Here is a 19,738-nt window from a genome sequence, read left to right on the forward strand (position 1 = left end):
GACCCGAGGCTCTGCTCAGGCGTCTGCGGGCCGGAGCGCACCGTCCCAGTCGTTACAGTGTCGATATGTCGAGCCCGGCGCGCCCACCCGTCCCCGGGGGCGTCCCAGCGCCGCCGGGTGGCCATCCGCTGCGGATCGACCCCCGGCACTCGCTGGTCCGCGTCCCCGCCGCGCCGCTGCCCGTGGTGGACGAGACCTCCGCCGGGGGCATCGTCGTCAGCCGCCGCGACGGCGTCGACCACGCCGCGGTCATCGCGCGGCGCAACCGCGCCGGACGCCTCGAGTGGTGCCTGCCGAAAGGCCACCTGGAGGGCGACGAGACGCCCGAGGAGGCCGCCGTCCGCGAGATCGCGGAGGAGACCGGCATCACCGGACAGGTCCTGCGCCGGCTGGGCGTCATCGACTACTGGTTCAGCGGCGACGACCGCCGCGTGCACAAGGTCGTGCACCACTTCCTGCTCGGAGCCACCGGCGGCACCCTCTCGGTCGAAGGCGACCCGGACGGCGAGGCCGAGGACGCGGCCTGGATCCCGGTGGCCGAGCTGCACGGCGTGCTCGCCTATCCGAACGAGCGCCGACTGGCCGAGGCGGCGCTCGTGGTCCTCGTCGGCGAGGCATGAGCGGGCGCTCGCTGCGGCGCCGGGTGCTCTGCGCGGCCCTGGCGCTCGTCGGCGCACTCGCGGCAGCACCTCCGGCGATGGCAGCCACCGACGCACCCGAGCTCCCGGTCACCGTGCAGATCACCGAGGTGTCCCCGAGCGTGCTGCGGCCCGGCGAGGACCTGCACGTCCGGGCGATCCTGCGCAACGACGGCGACGAGGCGATCGAGGAGCCAGGAGCCGCCCTCCGGCTGAGCCGGTTCCGGGTCTTCTCCCGCGCGGACGTGGACGCGTGGGCCTCCGCCGGGACCAGCGGCTTGTCACGGACCCGTCGCGACACCACGGTGCCGGTCGCCGGACCGCTGCTCCCGGGCGCCAGCGTCTCGGTGGAGCTCATGATCCCGGCCGACCGCATCGGGCTGCTCAAGGGCGCCGACACCTGGGGTCCCCGCGGGCTCGTCGTGGAGGCGCTGGACGGGTCGAGCCGCGTCGGGCTCCAGCGCACCTTCGTCCTGTGGCTCACCACCGACGACGTGCCGCAGACCGACGTCTCGGTCCTCGTCCCGATGGTCGGCCCGCCCACGGAGCCCACCGGGACGGACGAGAGCGTGGCCGAGCTCGAGGAGCAGACCGGGACCGGCGGGCGCCTGCACGACCTCACGGCCGTCGTCGCTGCCGACGCGGACATCGGCGTCGCCGTCGACCCGGCTCTGCTCGCCGCCGCAGCCGCGGGCTCACCGAGCACCCGGGCGTGGGCCACCGACCTCACCACCCGGCTCCGCGCGCACGACGTCGTGGCGCTGCCCTGGTCCGACCCGGACATCGCCGCGGCCGCGCACGGCCAGCACCCGGACCTGGTCCAAGTGGCGGCGGACCGCACCGCGCAGACCGGGATCCCCGGCCTCACCACGTCCTCGGGCCTGCTGTGGGCACCCGGGACCGACACGCCCGACCAGGCGACCGCCGGTGTGACCTCCCAGGTGGGTGCCGACGCGATCGTCTTCCCGCCCGCCACGGAGACGGACGTCAAGACGACTCCCGGTGCGGCCGCGCGGGTCCAGACTCCAGCGGGTGCGATCACCGCCTTTCGGCCCGACGCCATCCTCACCGGGTTGCTCACAGCGCCGGACGAGATCGAGCCGGGCGCCACGACGACCACCACCGTCCAGCGTGCCCTCGCCGAGCTGGCCGTCATCACCCGCGAGGGGGACGAGCCGCCGCACCTCCTGCTCGCGCCGGGACGCACGTGGGAGCCCGACCCGCAGAACGTGTCGGCGTTGCTGACCGCGTTCGACAGCGCGCCCTGGGTGCGGGTCGCCCCGGTGTCGAGGCTCCTCGACACCGCGGAGCCTGAGGCCCGCGCCACGCTCCCCTCCCGCACCACCGACCCCGACGAGCTCGCCCCGAGCGGCGTGTGGGCTCTCGCAGACGCCCGCGCGCACGCCGTCGCGTTCGCCCAGGTCACCAGCGAGCCCGCGACCTTGCTCGAGGGGGTCGACGCCGAGGTCCTCGCCCCGCTCTCGGTCGCGTGGCGCGCGGACCCTGCCGGGCGGGACGAGCTCGTGACGTCCGTCGTCACCGAGGTCGGCGCGCGGACCACGGGCCTGAGCATCGCCCCGGTCAGCGACTACCGGGTGATCGCGGCGAGCAGCACCCTGTCCATCGTCGTGCAGAACGCCCTCGCGGTCCCCGCCACGGTCCTGCTCGACGTGACACCGCGCACGGCGTGCCTGGAGGTCGGCGAGATCCCCGAGGTGCAGGTCGACGCGGAGAGCGAGACGAGCGTGCGGGTCCCGCTGAGCGCCCGGGCCAACTGCACGGTGGCCGTCACCGCGCGGCTGACGGCCCCGGACGGGATGGCCGTCTCCCCGACCGTCAGGTTCACCGCTCAGGTGGCGCCCACGATCGAGAGCATCGGCACGATCGTCGTCGGCGTCCTGCTCGCCATCGGCCTGGTCCTCGGCATCATCCGGACCGTGCGTCGCGGCCAGAGCGGACGCCGCGGGGCGCGCACCGAGGCGGAGGCTGACGCACCCACGTCGCTGCCTGTGCTCGGGGGCGTCGCTCCCGACGAGACCCACCCGGCGGAGGATCCTCGGTGACCGACGACGACGGGATGCGTCGCGGCGCCGCCCTCATGGCCTCCGGCACCGCCGTCTCCCGGGTCCTCGGGCTGCTGCGCGGCATGGTCATGGTCAGCGCGATCGGCGCCACGGGCCAGGCCGCCGACGCGTTCGCGGTGGCCAACAAGCTGCCGAACGTCCTCTACATGCTGCTGGCCGGGGGCGTGCTCAACGCGATCCTCGTGCCGCAGGTGGTCCGCGCGTACAGGCGCAAGGCGGGGCAGGAGTACGTCGACCGGCTGCTCACCCTGGGGTTCGTGGTGCTGGCCGCCGCGACCGTGGTGCTCACGCTGCTGGCCCCGGTGCTCATCAACCTGTACTCGAGCTTCGGCAACTCGGCGCAGGACGCCCTGGCGACGACGTTCGCCTACTGGTGCATCCCGCAGCTGTTCTTCTACGGCGTCTACGCGCTGCTGGGCCAGGTGCTCAACGCACGCGGCTCGTTCGGTCCGTACATGTGGGCGCCCGCGGTCAACAACATCGTGGCCATCGTCGGCTTCGGCGTCTTCATCGCCGTCTTCGGTGGGTGGGAGGAGTCGGGCGTCGTCGAGGCCGCCTCCTGGACGCCCGGGCAGACGGCCTTGCTCGCGGCCGCCGCGACGCTCGGTGTGATCGCGCAGGCCGTCGTGCTCATCCCGTCACTGCGCCGGGCAGGTGTCCACTACCGGCCGCGCTGGGGGCTGCGCGGATCGGGCCTGAGCACGGCGGGCGGGGTGGCCACCTGGACGCTCGCCGGCCTCGCGGTGGGGCAGCTCGGGTTCCTGGTCGTCACCCGCATCGGGTCAGCCGCACCGGCGGCCGCCGTCGCCGATGGTGTCGCCAAGACCGCGGTGGCCGGTCCCGGCGCGTACGACGTCGCGTTCCTCATCTTCATGCTGCCGCACTCCCTGGTCACGGTGTCGCTGGCCACGGCCCTGTTCACCCGGCTGTCCGCGCAAGCGCACGACGCCGACGTCGACGGGGTCCGCGGCACGCTGTCCTCGGGGCTGCGGGTGGTGAGTGTGTTCACGATCTTCGCGACCGCGGCCATCGTCGTGCTAGCCCTGCCGCTCACCCGGGTCGTCCTGGCGACGGCGACCGAGGGATCGGCCGACGCCGTGTCCGCGGTCGTCCTGGCGATGATCCTGGGGCTCCCGGCCTTCGGCGCCTGGTCGATGTTCCAACGGGCCTATTACGCCTACGAGGACGCCCGGTCGATGGTGCCCATCCAGGTGGTCATGGCGGCCGTCGTCGTGCTCGGCGCCGTCTTGTCCCAGCAGCTCCTGCACCCGACCTCCTGGGTCGTGGGCACCGGGGCAGCGATGAGCGCGTCCTACGTCGTCGGCGCACTCCTCGCCCAGTGGCGGCTGCGGCGGCGCCTCGACGGCATCGACGGCCCTCGCGTGGTCCGGGTGCTGGCACGGTCGACCCTGGCCGCCCTCGTGTCCGCGGGGATCGGCGGGCTGGTCCTGCTGCTGCTCGGTCGGGGCCTGTCGACCGGCTTGATGGCGTCGATCGTCGAGTGCGCCGTCGTCGGCACCGTGATGGGCCTGGTGTACGTCGGCGCGCTGCGCGTGCTGCGCGTGCGCGAGCTGGACAGCCTGCTCCTGCCGGTACTCCGTCGGCTGCCCGGGCGACGCCGCTGATCCGGCACGTCTAGCATGCAGGGTGTCCTGTCCAGGTGTTCGACACGGAGGTGCTGGTGAGCGACGTCGTCGGACGGGGCACCGTGCTCGCGGGCCGGTACCGCGTGCTGTCCCCGGTGGTGTCCGACCTCGAGGGCGCCAGTGCCTGGCAGGCCACGGACCAGATCCTCGACCGGCCCGTCCGCGTCCGCATCCTCGAGCACGGCGCGGTCGCCCCCGCGCTTGATGCCGCACGGCGGGCGGCCCTCGTCACCGACTCCCGCCTCGTGCGCGTGCTGGACGTCGGCACGCACGAGGGCTACGGCTACGTCGTCTCCGAGCAGCGCGTCGGCCCGTCGCTCGCGCGGCTGGTTGCGCAGACCCCGCTCACGGCCGAGCAGGCGCGCGCGGTGGTCGGTGAGGCCGCGTCGGCGCTCGAGGTCGCCCGGCGCCGCGGAGTCCACCACCTCGCCCTGCGCCCGTCCGTCCTGCACGTGAGCCCGGACGGCCGGGTGCTGCTGGGCGGTCTCGCGCTCGACGCGGCCCTCCTCGGCGACTCAGGCGGCGACGCCCGGTCGACCTCGCGGGCCGACGCCGTGGGCCTGGTCCGGCTGCTCTACGCCGCTCTCACCGGGCTGTGGCCGGCCGACCCGCGTGCCCCGCAGACGCCGGGCGGCGAGACGCTGCCCCCCGCCCCCATCGTCGACGGCGCCCCGGTGGCGCCCGCCGACCTGGTCCCCGGTGTGCCCAACGACCTGGACACGCTCTGCGTGGTCACCCTGGGACCCAACGACGACGGCCCGCACAGCCCCGGAGAGCTGGTGCGTGAGCTCGAGCCCTGGGGCGAGATCCGGACGTCCGCGCCCGACCCGTCCACGCTCGGTGGCCCCGTCACCGCGCAGTTCCCGCCCACCGGTGCCGCGGCACCCGGAGGAGGCATTCCCGTGCCCGACGAGGACGACCAGCAGGACACCGCGCCCGTGACCGTGCAGAGGCAGTCCGTGCGGACGGCGTTCCAGCAGCAGGACCCGCCGGGCGCCAACCGGCCCGGCACCCCCCCGCCGGCGACGCCGTCACGCACCAGCTCGCTCGGTGCCGCCGCCCCCGAGCAGGCCCCGCCCGCTGCGGCGACGCAGGCCCTCCCCCCGGCCGTCGCAACCACGCAGGCTCTGCCGCCGACGGCCGCCACCACGCAGCTGCCCCCGACGGCCGCCCCCGAGCCGGCGCCCGCGCCTCCCGTGCTCCCGACCGTCGTGCGCCGACCCGTGGCCCGGTCCACCGCAGCGAGCGCGCCGTCCTCCGTGCCCCCGGCCGGCCGCGCCGCCGCACCGCCACCGCCCGTCGAGCCCCCCGCCGGGCGGCCCGACACCTTCGACTTCGGCGACGTCATCGGGGCCGAGTCCACGCCGCCCAGCAAGCTCCGGTTCGACCCGACCGCGCTCGTCCTGATCGTCGTCGTCCTCGTCGTGATCATCGGCGTGGTCCTCGCGTTCCGGGCGCTGTTCTCCTCGCTCGACCCGGGCGACTCGACGGCCGATCCCGACACGTCGCAGAGCGCCGCGGCGCCGTCCACCCCGGCCGCACCCGCGGCGGAGGAACCGGCCGCGCCCGCCGCCCCCGTCGGCGGTGCACCCGTCATCGCCTCCGCGACGACGATCGACCCGTCCGACGCCGACGGCGAGCACCAGGAGGACGTCGCCAAGGCGTACGACAGCGACCCGGCGACGTTCTGGTACACCCAGACCTACAAGCGTGACGACTTCGCGGGGTTCAAGGACGCCGTCGGCTACGCCATCACCCTGACCACGAAGACCACGGTCAGCACCGTGACGCTGCACTCGAACAGCACGGGCGGGAACGTGGAGATCCGCGCGACCGACGCGGCGAACCCGACCAGCGGGGCGGTGCTCGCGTCCGGACCGTTCGGACCGGACGCGGTGTTCACCCTGAACCCCGCCACGGAGACGCAGTCGATCGTCCTGTGGATCACGCAGCTCCCGACGGCACCCGACGGCGGCTTCCGGCTCGAGCTGACGGAGATCGCCCTGTCCTGACGGTGCCGCGTCCTGACGCGGGTCCGGAACAGATCCGGCCTAGGATCTGTTGATCCGTCAGCCCCGCCGGATCGTCTCCGGCATGCCGAACCGCAAGGAAGTCTCGTGACCGAGCAGTCCACCACCGTCCGCGATCTCGTCATCGTCGGCTCGGGTCCGGCCGGCTACACCGCCGCGATCTACGCGGCCCGTGCGGGTCTGACGCCCCTCGTCATCGCCGGCTCCGTCACCGCCGGCGGCGCGCTGATGAACACCACCGAGGTGGAGAACTTCCCCGGCTTCCCGGACGGCATCCAGGGCCCGGAGCTCATGGAGGGTCTGCAGAAGCAGGCCGAGAAGTTCGGCGCCGAGGTGCTGTGGGACGACGCGTCGTCGCTCGACCTCACCGGCGACATCAAGACGATCGAGACGCTCAACGGCGAGACCTTCCAGGCCCGCGCCGTCATCCTGGCCACCGGCTCCGCGTACCGCGAGCTGGGCCTGGACGACGAGAAGCGCATGTCCGGCCGCGGGGTGTCCTGGTGCGCCACCTGCGACGGGTTCTTCTTCCGCGACCAGGAGATCATCGTGGTCGGCGGCGGCGACTCTGCCGTCGAGGAGGCCACGTTCCTGACCCGGTTCGGCAAGCGCGTCACCCTCGTGCACCGCCGCGACCACCTGCGCGCCTCCAAGATCATGGCCGACCGCGCCGAGAACGACCCGAAGATCGAGTTCGCGTGGAACAGCGAGGTCGTCGCGATCCACGGTGATGCCAAGGTCACCGGCGTCACGCTGCGCGACACGGTCACCGGCGAGACCCGCGAGCACCCCGCGACCGGCGTCTTCGTCGCCATCGGGCACGTCCCGCGCTCCGAGCTGGTCAAGGGCCAGGTGGACCTGGACGACGAGGGCTACGTGCAGGTGATCGGCCGGTCCACCGCCACCAACCTCACGGGCGTCTTCGCGTGCGGCGATCTGGTCGATCACACCTACCGCCAGGCCATCACCGCGGCCGGCTCCGGCTGCGCCGCGGCCCTGGACGCCCAGCACTTCCTGGCCTCGCTCGGTGACCTCGTGCACCCGATCCCGCCGGTGGAGACCTACGCCGAGGAGATCCGATGAGCGCCACCACCCCGGTCACCGACGCCACCTTCCAGTCCGAGGTCCTCGAGTCGAAGATCCCCGTGATCGTCGACTTCTGGGCTCCTTGGTGCGGACCGTGCCGGATGGTCGCTCCCGTGCTCGAGGAGCTGGCCGCCACGTACGAGGGCCGCGTCAAGATCGTCAAGGTCAACTCCGACGAGAACCCCCAGGTCACGGGCGACTACGGCATCGTGTCCATCCCGACGCTCAACTTCTACGCCGGCGGTGAGCTGGTGAAGTCCGTCATCGGCGCACGGCCCAAGTCGATGATCGCCGAGGACATCGAGAGCGTGCTCGCCACGGTCTGAGACCCGCACTCCCTGCCGAACGGCCCCGTCGCAACTGCGGCGGGGCCGTTCGTGTCGCTGGGACGGTGCACGGAGCATGGTCGCTCGCGTGCCAAACTCAGGTGCATGACTGCGCACCCCGTTCCCGACGGCGAGACGTCGGGCCCCCCCACGTCCTCCGCCGCCGGCACCGGCACGCGCCTCGACCAGTGGCTCGGCTCCTACGCCGAGCGCACGCACGGCATGCGGTCGTCCGAGATCCGCGCCCTGTTCGCCGTCGCCAACCGTCCGGAGGTCGTGTCCCTCGCCGGGGGGATGCCGTTCCTCGAGGGACTCCCGCTGGACATCCTCGGAGACCTGGCCCAGCGCGTCGTCGCCACGCGCGGCCTGCAGGCGCTGCAGTACGGGTCCGGTCAGGGCGACGAGACCTTGCGTGAGCAGATCCTCGACGTCATGGCGCTCGAGGGCATCGACGCGCACCCCGACGACGTCGTCGTGACGACCGGGTCGCAGCAGGCGCTCGACCTGGTCACCCGCATCTTCATCGACCCGGGCGACGTCGTCGTCGCGGAGGCCCCGTCCTACGTCGGCGCGCTCGGTGTGTTCCGTGCGTACCAGGCGGACGTGGTGCACGTGCCGATCGACGCGGACGGGCTGATCCCCGCCGCGCTGGAGCAGACCCTCGCCTCGCTCGCCCGCGAGGGTCGTCGGGTCAAGTTCCTGTACACGGTGCCCAACTTCCACAACCCGGCGGGCGTCTCGCTGTCCATCGAGCGACGGCCGCTCGTGCTCGAGATCGCCCGTCGCTACGGCGTCCTGGTCCTCGAGGACAACCCGTACGGGCTGCTCGGCTTCTCCGGGGACCCGCGGCCCGCGATGCGCTCTCTGGACGACGAGGGCGTGCTCTACCTCGGCTCGTTCTCCAAGACGTTCGCGCCCGGCTACCGCGTCGGCTGGGTGGTCGCCCCGCACGCCGTGCGCGAGAAGCTGGTGCTGGCCAGCGAGTCCGCGATCCTCTGTCCGTCCAACGCCTCGCAGATCGCGATCTCCACCTACCTGTCCACCTGCGACTGGCAGGGCCAGATCAAGGTCTACCGCGAGCAGTACCGGGAGCGGCGGGACGCCATGATCTCCGCGCTGGCCGAGCACCTGCCCGACGCCACGTGGAACGTTCCGGACGGCGGCTTCTACACGTGGGTCAAGCTCCCCGACGGCCTCGACGCCAAGGACATGCTGCCGCGGGCTGTCACCGCCCGCGTCGCCTACGTGCCGGGGACCGCGTTCTACTTCGACGGCTCCGGCGCCGACCACATGCGCCTGTCGTTCTGCTACCCCACGCCCGAGCGCATCCGTGAGGGCGTGCGCCGCCTCGCGGGTGTTGTCGCGGGCGAGCGTGAGCTGGTGGAGCTGTTCGGCACGACCGGGTCCGCCGGGCACGGCGACGTGCAGCAGCCGGGCCCGGATGTCGCCTGACCCGCCCCCGTCCTCTCGCCATCGGAGTCCTCGCACCGTGACCGCCACCCCGTCCCCCCGCGTCGTCGTCCTGGCCGGGGGCCTGTCCCACGAGCGCGACGTCTCCCTGCGCTCCGGGCGACGGGTCGCCGACGCCCTGCGGTCCGTGGGGGTGGAGGTCTCGGTCCACGACGTCGACGCCGACCTGGTGCCCGCCCTCGTCGAGTTGCAGCCCGATCTCGTGTGGCCCCTCCTGCACGGGACCAGCGGCGAGGACGGCTCGGTGCGCGACGTCGTGCAGATGCTCGGGCTGCGCCTCCTGGGCACCGGCCCGCGCGAGAGCCGCATCGCGTGGAGCAAGCCGATCGCCAAGACCGTCGCCGCACGGGCGGGCCTGTCGACGCCGGAGTTCGTCACGCTGCCGCAGTCGCTGTTTCGTGAGCTGGGTGCGCGCCAGGTGCTCGACGCCATCGTCGGCCGGCTCGGGCTGCCGGTCGTCGTGAAGCCCTCCCGCGGCGGCTCAGCGCTCGGTGTCACGCTCGTGACCAGCGCGGATGCCCTTCCTCAGGCGATGGTCGACTGCTTCGCGTACAGCGACACGGCGCTCATCGAGCGGGCCGTGGCCGGCACCGAGGTCGCCGTCAGCGTGGTCGACACCGGCGACGGACCCGTGGCGCTCCCCGCCGTCGAGATCGTCACGGACGGCCCCTACGACTTCGACGCCCGCTACAACCCGGGACGTACCGAGTACTTCGCGCCGGCCCGGCTCTCTCCCGAGCTGACGGCCGCGGTCGCCGACGTGGCCGTCGCCGCGCACCGAGCGCTCGGGCTCGACGCGCTGTCCCGCACCGACCTCATCGTCGATGCGGACGGCACCGTGTGGTTCCTGGAGGTCAACGTGGCCCCCGGCATGACCGAGACGTCGCTGCTCCCGCAGGCCGCAGAGGCCGCGGGCCTCTCCCTCGGCGAGCTGTACCGCGCGCTCGTCGAGGCCGCGCTCACCCGCTGACCGTTTTCGTACGGTTGTGGACGGGTGAGCTGTACGCGGTCAGCCCTTGAGCAGGCCCGGGTCCTCCGGAGCCAAGCTGGCGAGGATGCGGTTGAGGTCCTGCACCGACGCGAACTCGACCGTCAGCCGGCCGCGCGACTTGCCGAGGCTCACCTTGACGCGGGTGTCGAATCGATCCGAGAGTCGTGCGGCGAGGTGGTCGAGCGCCTCGTTCTTCACGCCTGCGCGGGGTGCGGTCCGGCGTGCGACCGGCGCTGCGTCCCCGCCGAGGGAGACGATCTCCTCGACCGCGCGAACCGACAGGCCCTCGGCGACGATCCGCTGGGCCAGGCGCTCGATCGCCGCGCCGTCGTTGAGTCCGAGCAGCGCGCGAGCGTGTCCGGCCGACAGGACACCTGCGGCCACCCGGCGCTGCACCAGCGGCGGGAGCTTGAGCAGGCGGAGCGTGTTGGAGATCTGCGGGCGAGACCGCTGGATGCGCGTCGCCAGCTGCTCGTGGGTGCAGCCGAAGTCGTCCAGCAGCTGCTGGTACGCGGCCGCCTCCTCCAGCGGGTTCAGCTCGGAGCGGTGCAGGTTCTCCAGGAGAGCGTCGCGCAGCAGGTCGGAGTCGTCCGTGTCACGGATGATCGCGGGGATCGTCGCCAGACCGGCCGCCTGCGTGGCGCGCCACCGCCGCTCGCCCATGATCAGCTCGTAGCCGTCGCCGGCATCGCGCACGACGATCGGCTGCAGGACGCCGACCTCGCGGATCGATCCGACCAGCTCGTCGAGCGCGTCCTCGTCGAAGACCGTGCGCGGCTGCTTCGGGTTCGGCCGGATCTCCCCCACCGGCAGCTCGGCGAACCGCGCACCGGGCACCGGCACGAGCCCGTCGGCCGACTCCGCGACGAGCGGCTCCGCAGCGACTGCCTCGACGAGCGGTGTCCCGTTGTGCTCGAGGTGAGCCACCCCGTTCGTGGACCCGTCGAGCCCGGTCGCCGACGTCGGCTCGGCCGTCGTCGGCTCGACCGTGGGTGGCTCCTCCGTCAGGGTCGCGGTCGCCAGCGCGGCGGCCGCCGCGGCCGCTTCACCGTTCTCTCGCTCGCGATCGGGGAAGAACACGTCGACGGGACGCTCCGCCCCGGTCGGCCGCTGGCCGTCCAGGCCCGTGGGGATGAGGGCTCCGAGGCCCCGGCCCAGACCGCGTCGCTTCTCGCTCACAGTTCCTCCTGACGGACGGCCGCAGCCGTCTGGTGCTCATGGTCTGTCGGGGCGGAGCCGTTCGACGCCTGCCCGTTGCTGTGGTGGTCGTCCTCGAGCTCGGTGGCGCCTCGCTCCGCCACCTCACGGGCGGCCTCCAGGTACGCGAGGGCTCCCGAGGATCCGGCGTCGTAGGTCATGACTGTCTGGCCGTAGCTCGGGGCCTCCGAGATGCGGACGGACCGCGGCACCGTCGTGCGCAGCGTGCGCTCCGGGAAGTGCGTGCGGACCTCGGTCGCCACCTGCTGCGCCAGGTTGGTGCGCGCGTCGTACATCGTCAGCAGGATCGTCGACACGTGCAGCCTCGGGTTCAGGTGGGCCTGGATCAGCTGGATCGTCTTCAGCAGCTGGCTGAGCCCCTCGAGCGCGTAGTACTCGCACTGGATGGGGATCAGCACCTCACGTGCGACCACGAACGCGTTCACCGTCAGCAGCCCGAGGCTCGGGGGGCAGTCGACGAAGACGTAGTCGATCCGCTCCTGCCCGCTCGCCACCCGGCCGTCGAGGTAGGCGTCCAGAGCGTTCCGCAGCCTCGTCTCCCGCGCCACCATCGAGACCAGTTCGATCTCGGCACCGGACAGGTCGATCGTGGCCGGCAGGCACCAGAGGTTCGGTACGTCCGGGCTCTCCTGGACCGCGTCGGCCATCGGCGCGCCGTCGACCAGGACCTCGTAGATCGAGGGCGTCCCCGCGCGGTGCTCGACACCGAGCGCCGTCGACGCGTTCCCCTGCGGGTCGTTGTCGAGGACCAGCACGTTGAGGCCGGCCTGTGCCAGAGCCGCGGCCAGGTTGACGGTCGTCGTCGTCTTGCCGACGCCGCCCTTCTGGTTGGCCACCGTGATGATGCGCGTCTGCGGGGGGCGCGGGAACCGTCGTCCGCGGAGCTCGATCCGACGGCGGGCATCCTGCTTCAGCTCCGCCATCAGCGGGGTGTCGTCGGACACCACCGGGAGGCTGTCGACGAGCGCCGCGCGACGGCTCTCCTCGGGGTCCAGATCATGGCGAGCAGGCATGGGCGAGATGGTGTCACGTGCCGGGACCTGTCCCGTGCTCTCGGCCTGCTGGGAGTCCGGTCCGGTTGTCCTGGTACTCCCCCCAGCATCAGCGAGGGGTACCGACTCTTCGGTGCTCTCGCCTGCGTGACCTGCGGCGATACGTTGGTCGTCCCATGACCCTGCGGTGTCGGCCGCCGCTGCGAGCTCCGAGTCACTGTGCGATGTTTCACGTGAAACGGGGGCACTGTGGTCCTGCGATGCAGGAGCGGCGACGGTCGGGATGTACGGCTCTCCCGCGCTCACCGGTTCGGGCCGGGCGCTCCGCCTCTGGCGCATGGCCGACGCGCCCGCGTCATGGGCGGTCGACTCCGTCTCGACACCGGCCTGTGGGTGTGAGGCAGCGGTGTGGGCCACGCCGGCGGCGGCCGGTCCGCTGGCCGGCTCAGAGCTCGACAGGGACGCGCCCGACGTCGGCGAGCCGGGCTGCTGGTCCGTCTGCTCCCGCTGCGGGACCTCCCGCGCGGCCGGGTCCTGCTCGTTGGCCTGCTCCCGCTGCGGAACCTCCCGCGCGGCCGGGTGCTGCTCGTTCGCCTGCTCCCGCTGCGGGACCTCCCGCGCGGCCAGGTGCTGCTCGGCTGTCCGCGGCATCCCGTTCTGGAAGGAGCCACTACCCACCGGCGCAAGGGGGTGGGCGGCCTGCTCTACAGCTGGCCGCAGTGCGTCCTGCGGAGCGGGCGGGACCTCCCGGGGGGTGCCGCGGGCTTCGCGCTCGGGCACCTGTTGGACCGCCTGGCGAGTCGCGGCCTGCGGCACAGCGGTCACTTCCGTGGGCCGCGTGCCTGCGTCGTGCTGCGCTGCCGGCGGGACGTCGGGCTGCGCAGGTCCCTGCTGAGGTGCCCAGGCCGGGGTGCTCGCGGTGGTCCCGTCGGGCGCGCGGTCGACGGCCTGACCAGTCTCCGCTTCCGGACGACGCTTCTTCCTACCGAACACCAGGCACTGCCTCCCGTACGACGCGGACCACTCTCGTCACTTCGACTCCCTCGATCGTGGGGGCGTCCACCACGGATGCCACGCCTGCTCCGAGCTTGCGGCCGACATGCTTGGCCGCCTCGATCTCGTCCTCCGCCTTGCCGCCCTTCAGCGCGACGAGCGAACCCCCGGCGACAAGCAATGGCAGCGCGAGCCGGTAGAGCTTGTCGAGCGAGGCCACCGCTCGCACGGTCACCGCGTCCCCGAGCAAGCTGCCGTGCTCGTCCTGTGCCCGGCCCCGCCGCACCACGACATTGCCGAGGTGGAGCTCTTCCGCGACCTCGCTGAGCCACGCCGTTCGCCGCTCCATGGGTTCGAGCAGAACGACCTCGGCGTCCGGAAGCATCGCCGCGACCACGATGCCCGGCAATCCAGCCCCGCTGCCGAGGTCGATGATCCGTCCTTCACGCGGGAGGAACGGAACGACGGCGGCGGAGTTCAGCAGGTGGCGTTCCCACAGACGGGACAGCTCCCGAGGGCCGACCAGCCCGCGCAGCTCCCCCTGGGAGACCAGCAGGTCGTGGAACCCCAGGACTGCCGTCCACGCGGGACCGAAGTACTGCTCGAGGCGGGCGTCGCCATCCAGCGGGTCGGCTCTGTCGGTCGCGTCCGACTGAACTTCCGCCACTGTCAGGTCCCCCAGGTTTCACGTGAAACAGTGCTGCTGAACATCGCGTGAGGGCGCCTGTGACGACGATCGATGGGCTGCCCTGGCTCTCGCGCGGCCCTACCGTACCGTGCGAGGGTTCCCTCCCCTCGCCGTCCACAGGACATGTCGCCGATCGACTTGTCCGGTTCTCGATGAGCACGGAGTCATCAGCGGCGCGGCCGTGGAACTGACGCGGGTACCAGCCTCCGGGGGCTCGTTTACGCGAGGTGCCACGTGCCTCGCTCCTTCGCGACCGCATGGTCGGCCGCGGCCGTTTCACGTGAAACACCCGTGCGGCAGTAGCCGACCGCGAGCTTTGGCGGATTCCTCCTTCGCGCAACTCGTCCAGCCGACGCGGACGCCCGCAACCAGGCCTGGCGGTGCCCTGAGCCGGGTCGTACGTCATTGTCCGCGACGGTGGTGCCAAGCATCAGGCGAGGCCCGTTCATGTGTGGGTCGGCGTCATGGCTCGGTGGAGAGATGGCGGTGCACTCGCCGGGCGATTGCGGTGGCTCGGAGACCTCCCTCCCACCCGGCGTCGCCGCTGTCGTGCCCGTAGGTGACGGTGTCATCCCGGGCCGCGAGGACGGAGCGACTGGAGCGGGGCCCGCCTCTGCGCTCATCGTCAGGCCGCCTCGGACGCCGCGAGTCCTCGATGTGCGTCACCTGCCAACCGTGGCGACCGCTCGCCCCGCTCGACCGTCCCGATTCCGGCACTCGCACGTCGCAGGTCGCGGACGCTGTCTGACACGTCACTCGTCTAGCTGCTCTGCCCAACTCGCTCGCCCACCGGGTGACGACCTGTCGCCCGAAGGCGCATCGCTGGCCCGCCCGGTCACGACCTGTCGCCCGACGCACGTCACTCGTCCACCCGGTCACGACCTGTCGCCCGACGCGCATCGCTCGTCCACCCGTCCACGACCTGTCGCCCGACGCACGTCACTCGTCCACCCGGTCATTACCCGCCCCTCGACCCGCGTCGCTCGTGCACCCGATGGTCGGACGCCGCGCTCCCTCGCCACTCGTGCGCCCACGCTCCGCACACCGAGCGTCGCGGCCGTCGACCGCACTCCGATCCCGGGTGCAGCCGGCTCACGTCGCAGCTCGCCAGCGCTCACTACATGTGCCCGCGTTGTCGATTGCCCGTCGCCATTCCCGGGCGCTGAGGGCGTGAGAACCGTGGACGGTATTGCGGCCGGCCGTCGCTGGCGACGGCCTGCTGTTTCACGTGAAACACGACTGCCTACCCGACTGAGCTCTACATCCCACGCACTGGCTGGCTCGCAACTGCTGCTGCTCTTGCTTCGACCCATGTCGGGGTGCCTTCGCCATCAGCTTCGCCCGAGGCCGGGAGCCTCATGCGCAAGCCCTGCCGTTAGGTGGCACGGATACTCCCGCCACCTGAGATCGCACGACGCCGCTCAACACCCGAGCCCGACCACCATCGCACCCGCCACAGAAGGCTCCGTAGCCCATGGCCGCGCATCTAGCTCACGCCACGCCCGAGAGTGCCATCTGGTCGACACCGTCGAGCGCGCACCTCAGTGACCGCCCAGGGGTCCGCGGGGCATCCGACTTCGAACTGCGCTTCCGCCGGCAAGCCGCCGGGTCCCTCCTGCCTGTAGCCGATCGAGACAAGTACGGCTCGATCGCGATCGCCGAGACAGACGCTATGGACTCGGTCACTGATCACGCCAGGGCGTCTGGCCCGCCCGGCGACCTGCCGGTGGGGGGCGGTCTGAGTAGTCACCGCGCCGCGATCTCGCCTTGGAATGGCCCAGCTGACACTCGGTGCCGACTCGCCGAACGCCGACGGCCCTGACTTCGTAGCGCGCCATCGGCCAGCGTGCCTTGGAGGGGGTGATCGGGACGCTCCTCGCGAACGCCACCGCACAGCCGACTCGCCGTCCGATCGCATGTTTCACGTGGAACATCACGAGGTGTGATCACCAGGGTCGCCCTGCCACCTGTCGGCGAACTCTCGTCTGCTCTGGGTGCGGCATTGAGATGAGCCCCAGGGATGGGGGCCTCACAAGCAGAGACGAGCGCCGAGCGGCCGTGCCGACGTGCCGTGGTGCCGCCGTGCCGCCGTGCCGTGCCCCCACGAGCCAACCGACGCCTCGCGACCCGGCGAACGCCGAGACGACTGCCAGTCCGTACGACCGGATATCGCAGGGTGGCACGCGGATGCGGCGCAGGGAGGAACTCTCCCTTTGACTGCGAGCTGTTTGGGAAACCGACGGAGAATTGCCTGCAGTCTCACGGCGAGATCTCCGACAGCATGACGTGGCCGTTGTTCCCCTACTCGCGACGGGTGCGACCCGCTCATGAGGGACACCACTCACGAGTACTTGGAGTCGAAGGGCAGGTAAGCGCCTCGCGCCATGTCCATCGGTTGTGGGTACCCGCAAGCCGTGCCAAGTCCAGCGAGCGCCGGCGGAGCGCGAAGCGGTGCCGCCTAGTGGCCCGACGATCTCGAGCACTGCACCCACGCGCACCACCTTGCGCGGCGGGCCAGCTTCCGAGCGCATGTTTCACGTGAAACGACGAGGACGACCTCCGCTCGGCGACGCGGGATGAGGCCTCCGATAGATCCGTGCGAGAGGCTCACTGCCGAACAGGTGCTGCGCCGGGACGCCAGGCACACCCTCTCCGACGACGTAGGCGTGCCGCAACGACCCTCGTCCAGCCAGGAAGCCAGCTCGACTCGCCACGAACGGTCGCATCAAGGCCGGACCGTCGGCACCAGAGAGGGCCACAGCCGGCCGGCGCCGGCTTCACTCGCCCCAACAGACACAGGTTCGTCTGCGGGACAGCCGAGCAGCGGCGCAGCCTCGTTTCACGTGAAACAGCGAGTCTTGTTCACATCACCGCCGGAGCCACTCCCAACCCTCGCCCCGTGTTTCACGTGAAACACGTACGACAAAGGGGTGGACCCCCACGGGTCCACCCCTTCGCCTTACGCCCTTGAGGGGCATGGATCACGCCGGGCGGATCACCACGTGCCGGTTCGGCTCCACGCCGTCGGAGTCACTGGACATCCCCGCAGCGGCCACGGCGTCGTGCACCACCTTGCGCTCGAAGGGGTTCATGGCACCGAGCGCCACGGCCTCCCCGGACGCCTTCACCCGCTCGATCGCCTCGGTGGCGACCGTGACCAGCTCGGCACGGCGTGCAGCGCGGTAGCCGGCGACGTCGAGCATCAGGCGGCTCCGCTCACCGGTCTTCGCCTGTACGGCCAGTCGGGTCAGCTCCTGCAGCGCGTCCAGGACCTCACCGTCAGGGCCGGCGAGACAGCTGAGCGAACGGTCGGCAGGGTCCTCGGACACGATCTCGACGGCGGCGCGGCCGTGGTCGATGTCGATGTCGATGTCGCCGTCGAGGTCGGCGATGTCCAGCAGCTCCTCGAGGTAGTCGGCGGCGATCTCCCCCTCTTCCTCGAGTCGCTTCGTGCTGGTCGGCTCGACGGGGGCTTCAGGCTGGGTCGAAGTCATGGAGTCTCTCTCCGATCAACGTCGCGCGGGTGCGCTACTTCTTTGGCTTGGTGGGGGCGCCGGGCGCCGGCGTGCTGGGTCCGTCGGACTCGTCGTCCTTCGGTGTGACGGGCTTGACCGTGCGGTCCTCGATGACGCGCGGCTTGTTGCGGTCCTTGCGCTTGGGCTGCTCGCGCTGCCCGCGCGGCTTCTCCTCGATGATGACGGTCGACTCGGGCTCCTCGATGAGTCCGTGCGACTTGGCCTTGCGAGCCTTGCGCTCCTTCATGGCGATCTCGGCCTGGGAGCCCGGGGCCGGCATGCGACGGATCGTGTAGAACTGCTGACCCATCGACCACAGGTTGGTGGTGGTCCAGTAGATGAGGACACCGATGGGGAAGTTGACGCCGGAGAACGCGAAGATCAGCGGCAGCACGTAGAGCAGCACCTTCTGCTGCTGCGCCATGGGCCCCTGCAGCGCGGCAGGCGGCATGTTCTTCATGGTCAGCTGGCGCTGCGTGAGGAACGTGGTCGCAGACATCGCGATGATCAGCACGACCGTGACCACCCGGATGTGCCAGTTGTCGCCGGCCTGCATGAAGGTGCCCGACAGCGGGGCGCCGAAGATCGTCGCCGCCTCGGCCTGTGCGGCGAGCTCGGGCGTCATCGGGCCGATGGGCGGGTACGTCCCGGCGGCGATCCGAGGGAGCTCGATGAGCACGCGGAACAGCGCGAAGAAGATGGGGGACTGCAGCAGGATCGGCAGGCAGGACGCGAACGGGTTGGTGCCGTGCTCCCGGTAGAGCGCCATCGTCTCGCGGCTCATCGCCTCACGGGAGGCGGGGTCCGACTTCCCCTTGTACTTCTTCTGGATCGCCTGCATCTCCGGCGCGAGCAGCTGCATGCCGCGCGATGCCTTGATCTGCCGGAAGAACAGGGGGATCAGCAGGATCCGGATCACGATGACGAGGCCCACGATCGAGAGTCCCCACGCGGCACCACTCTCGGGGTCGAGTCCGAGTGCGGTGAGCAGGGCGTGGAACTGGACCATGATCCAGGCCACGACGACCATGATCGGTTTGAGCAGACCGTCGAACCAGCTCATCGGGGAGAACTCCTCGGGGGATCAGTGTGTGGACGAGGCCACGTCGAGATGGCGGTGGACGGGTCGTGCTGGTGGAACGTCGTCCACGCCACCCAGGTTCCAGGGGTTGCAGCGCAGGACGCGCCAGACGGCGAGCGCAGTGCCGCGAAGGGCACCGTGGCGCTGCACCGCGATCACGGCGTACTGCGAGCAGGACGGGTAGAACTTGCAGGTCGGCGGCGTCATCGGGGAGATGAACCGCTGGTATCCGCGCAAGAGCAGGAGCAGGAGCAGGGCAGGAGCACGCACCACAGCACGCGCCACCAAGCGAATGGTCATGGGATGATTAACCTTCGGTCCGACGTCGGGCGCGCCGCGCTGCGGTCTCGAGCGCGGCATCCAGATCAGAGCCCAGGACCGCAAACGGCTGCGTCGCCGCCGGCGGCAGAGCCCGGACCACGATCCCCGCGTCCGCCGGCAGGCCGGAGAGCCGAGCACGCACCAGCTCGCGCAACCGACGCTTGACCAGGTTCCGCGTCACCGCGTTGCCGACCGCCTTGGACACGACAAGACCGACCACAGGCCCCGAGGGCGAGTGGTCGGTCCTGGTCGTCAGATGCACCACGAGGGTGTCCCGTCCGCCGCGCGCACCTCGGCGCACCGCCTGCTCGAAGTCGGCAGCGCGGCGCATCCGGTGCGCGGCGGACAGCACCGACGGTGATGTCAGGCCGAGAGCTCCGCGCGGCCCTTGCGACGACGAGCCGCCAGGATCGCGCGGCCGGCACGCGTGCGCATGCGCAGGCGGAAGCCGTGGGTCTTGGCCCGGCGCCGGTTGTTCGGCTGGAAGGTGCGCTTGGTCACGAGAGTCTCCAACTACATCGGGTGGGCCTCGCATGTGCCGCGCGACCAGGTTCAGGCTGCCAGGATCGATGCTCCCAGGACACGCATCGCGTGCGTGCGGCGTCAGGGCGCGCCAGCAGGAGCCATCGAGAAGGCTGCAATACCGTACTTCCCGCCGT

16 protein-coding genes are annotated in these 19,738 nt (G+C 71.6%); 8 read left to right on the plus strand and 8 right to left on the minus strand.

Annotated features, from left to right (window positions below):
• Nucleotides 1-65 precede the first annotated feature (65 nt).
• From AC1DXT_RS01230 to AC1DXT_RS01265, 8 genes are all read left to right on the plus strand, one after another.
• Nucleotides 66-620 (plus strand): NUDIX hydrolase, encoded by a 555-nt coding sequence (locus AC1DXT_RS01230; protein WP_421742631.1) that lies wholly within the window; start codon nt 66-68, stop codon nt 618-620.
• Nucleotides 617-2,701, plus strand: coding sequence for a DUF6049 family protein (locus tag AC1DXT_RS01235; RefSeq protein ID WP_477059565.1), 2,085 nt, complete (start codon nt 617-619; stop codon nt 2,699-2,701). Before AC1DXT_RS01230 ends, AC1DXT_RS01235 begins: the two co-directional genes overlap by 4 nt.
• A complete protein-coding gene (murJ, locus tag AC1DXT_RS01240) occupies nt 2,698-4,347 on the plus strand; it encodes a murein biosynthesis integral membrane protein MurJ (protein WP_477059566.1) in 1,650 nt (549 codons plus the stop codon). Before AC1DXT_RS01235 ends, murJ begins: the two co-directional genes overlap by 4 nt.
• A gap of 35 nt (nt 4,348-4,382) precedes the next feature.
• Nucleotides 4,383-6,380: a protein kinase family protein gene (locus AC1DXT_RS01245; RefSeq protein WP_477059567.1), complete on the plus strand. Its 1,998-nt coding sequence runs from the start codon at nt 4,383-4,385 to the stop codon at nt 6,378-6,380.
• Nucleotides 6,381-6,485: 105 nt separating this feature from the next.
• Nucleotides 6,486-7,481 (plus strand): thioredoxin-disulfide reductase, encoded by a 996-nt coding sequence (gene trxB / locus AC1DXT_RS01250; RefSeq protein WP_477059568.1) that lies wholly within the window; start codon nt 6,486-6,488, stop codon nt 7,479-7,481.
• A complete protein-coding gene (gene trxA / locus AC1DXT_RS01255; protein WP_477059569.1) occupies nt 7,478-7,810 on the plus strand; it encodes a thioredoxin in 333 nt (110 codons plus the stop codon). The genes trxB and trxA overlap by 4 nt, the downstream gene beginning before the upstream one ends.
• 105 nt (nt 7,811-7,915) lie before the next feature.
• The gene (locus AC1DXT_RS01260) at nt 7,916-9,262 is read left to right on the plus strand and encodes an aminotransferase-like domain-containing protein (protein ID WP_477059570.1); all 1,347 of its coding nucleotides are present in this window, start codon (nt 7,916-7,918) and stop codon (nt 9,260-9,262) included.
• Between the two features lie 37 nt (nt 9,263-9,299).
• Complete coding sequence (locus tag AC1DXT_RS01265; RefSeq protein ID WP_477059571.1) at nt 9,300-10,250, plus strand: D-alanine--D-alanine ligase family protein; 951 nt, start codon at nt 9,300-9,302, stop codon at nt 10,248-10,250.
• A 39-nt stretch (nt 10,251-10,289) separates the two neighbouring features.
• Here AC1DXT_RS01265 and AC1DXT_RS01270 read toward each other — a convergent pair whose 3' ends face one another.
• The 8 genes from AC1DXT_RS01270 to rpmH form a co-directional block, all read right to left on the minus strand.
• On the minus strand, nt 10,290-11,450 hold the full coding sequence (locus AC1DXT_RS01270) for a ParB/RepB/Spo0J family partition protein (RefSeq protein ID WP_477059572.1): 1,161 nt from the start codon (nt 11,448-11,450) through the stop codon (nt 10,290-10,292).
• Nucleotides 11,447-12,502 carry a ParA family protein gene (locus AC1DXT_RS01275; RefSeq protein ID WP_477059573.1) on the minus strand — a complete coding sequence of 352 codons (1,056 nt, stop codon included), beginning with the start codon at nt 12,500-12,502 and terminating at the stop codon, nt 11,447-11,449. The genes AC1DXT_RS01270 and AC1DXT_RS01275 overlap by 4 nt, the downstream gene beginning before the upstream one ends.
• Nucleotides 12,503-13,463: 961 nt before the next feature.
• Nucleotides 13,464-14,141 (minus strand): 16S rRNA (guanine(527)-N(7))-methyltransferase RsmG, encoded by a 678-nt coding sequence (rsmG, locus tag AC1DXT_RS01280; protein WP_477059574.1) that lies wholly within the window; start codon nt 14,139-14,141, stop codon nt 13,464-13,466.
• Nucleotides 14,142-17,143: 3,002 nt separating this feature from the next.
• On the minus strand, nt 17,144-17,656 hold the full coding sequence (locus tag AC1DXT_RS01285) for a Jag family protein (protein ID WP_477059575.1): 513 nt from the start codon (nt 17,654-17,656) through the stop codon (nt 17,144-17,146).
• 34 nt (nt 17,657-17,690) lie between these two features.
• Entirely contained in the window at nt 17,691-18,740 is a 1,050-nt protein-coding gene (gene yidC, locus AC1DXT_RS01290) for a membrane protein insertase YidC (RefSeq protein WP_477059576.1), read from the minus strand.
• 21 nt (nt 18,741-18,761) lie between these two features.
• Nucleotides 18,762-19,058, minus strand: a complete 297-nt coding sequence (gene yidD / locus AC1DXT_RS01295; RefSeq protein ID WP_477059577.1) for a membrane protein insertion efficiency factor YidD — start codon at nt 19,056-19,058, stop codon at nt 18,762-18,764.
• A 7-nt stretch (nt 19,059-19,065) separates the two neighbouring features.
• Complete coding sequence (gene rnpA / locus AC1DXT_RS01300) at nt 19,066-19,431, minus strand: ribonuclease P protein component (protein ID WP_477059578.1); 366 nt, start codon at nt 19,429-19,431, stop codon at nt 19,066-19,068.
• A gap of 11 nt (nt 19,432-19,442) precedes the next feature.
• Nucleotides 19,443-19,580 (minus strand): 50S ribosomal protein L34, encoded by a 138-nt coding sequence (gene rpmH / locus AC1DXT_RS01305; RefSeq protein ID WP_043601468.1) that lies wholly within the window; start codon nt 19,578-19,580, stop codon nt 19,443-19,445.
• Nucleotides 19,581-19,738 lie beyond the last annotated feature (158 nt).

Source organism: Cellulomonas sp. P1_G12_2 (genome assembly GCF_056405535.1).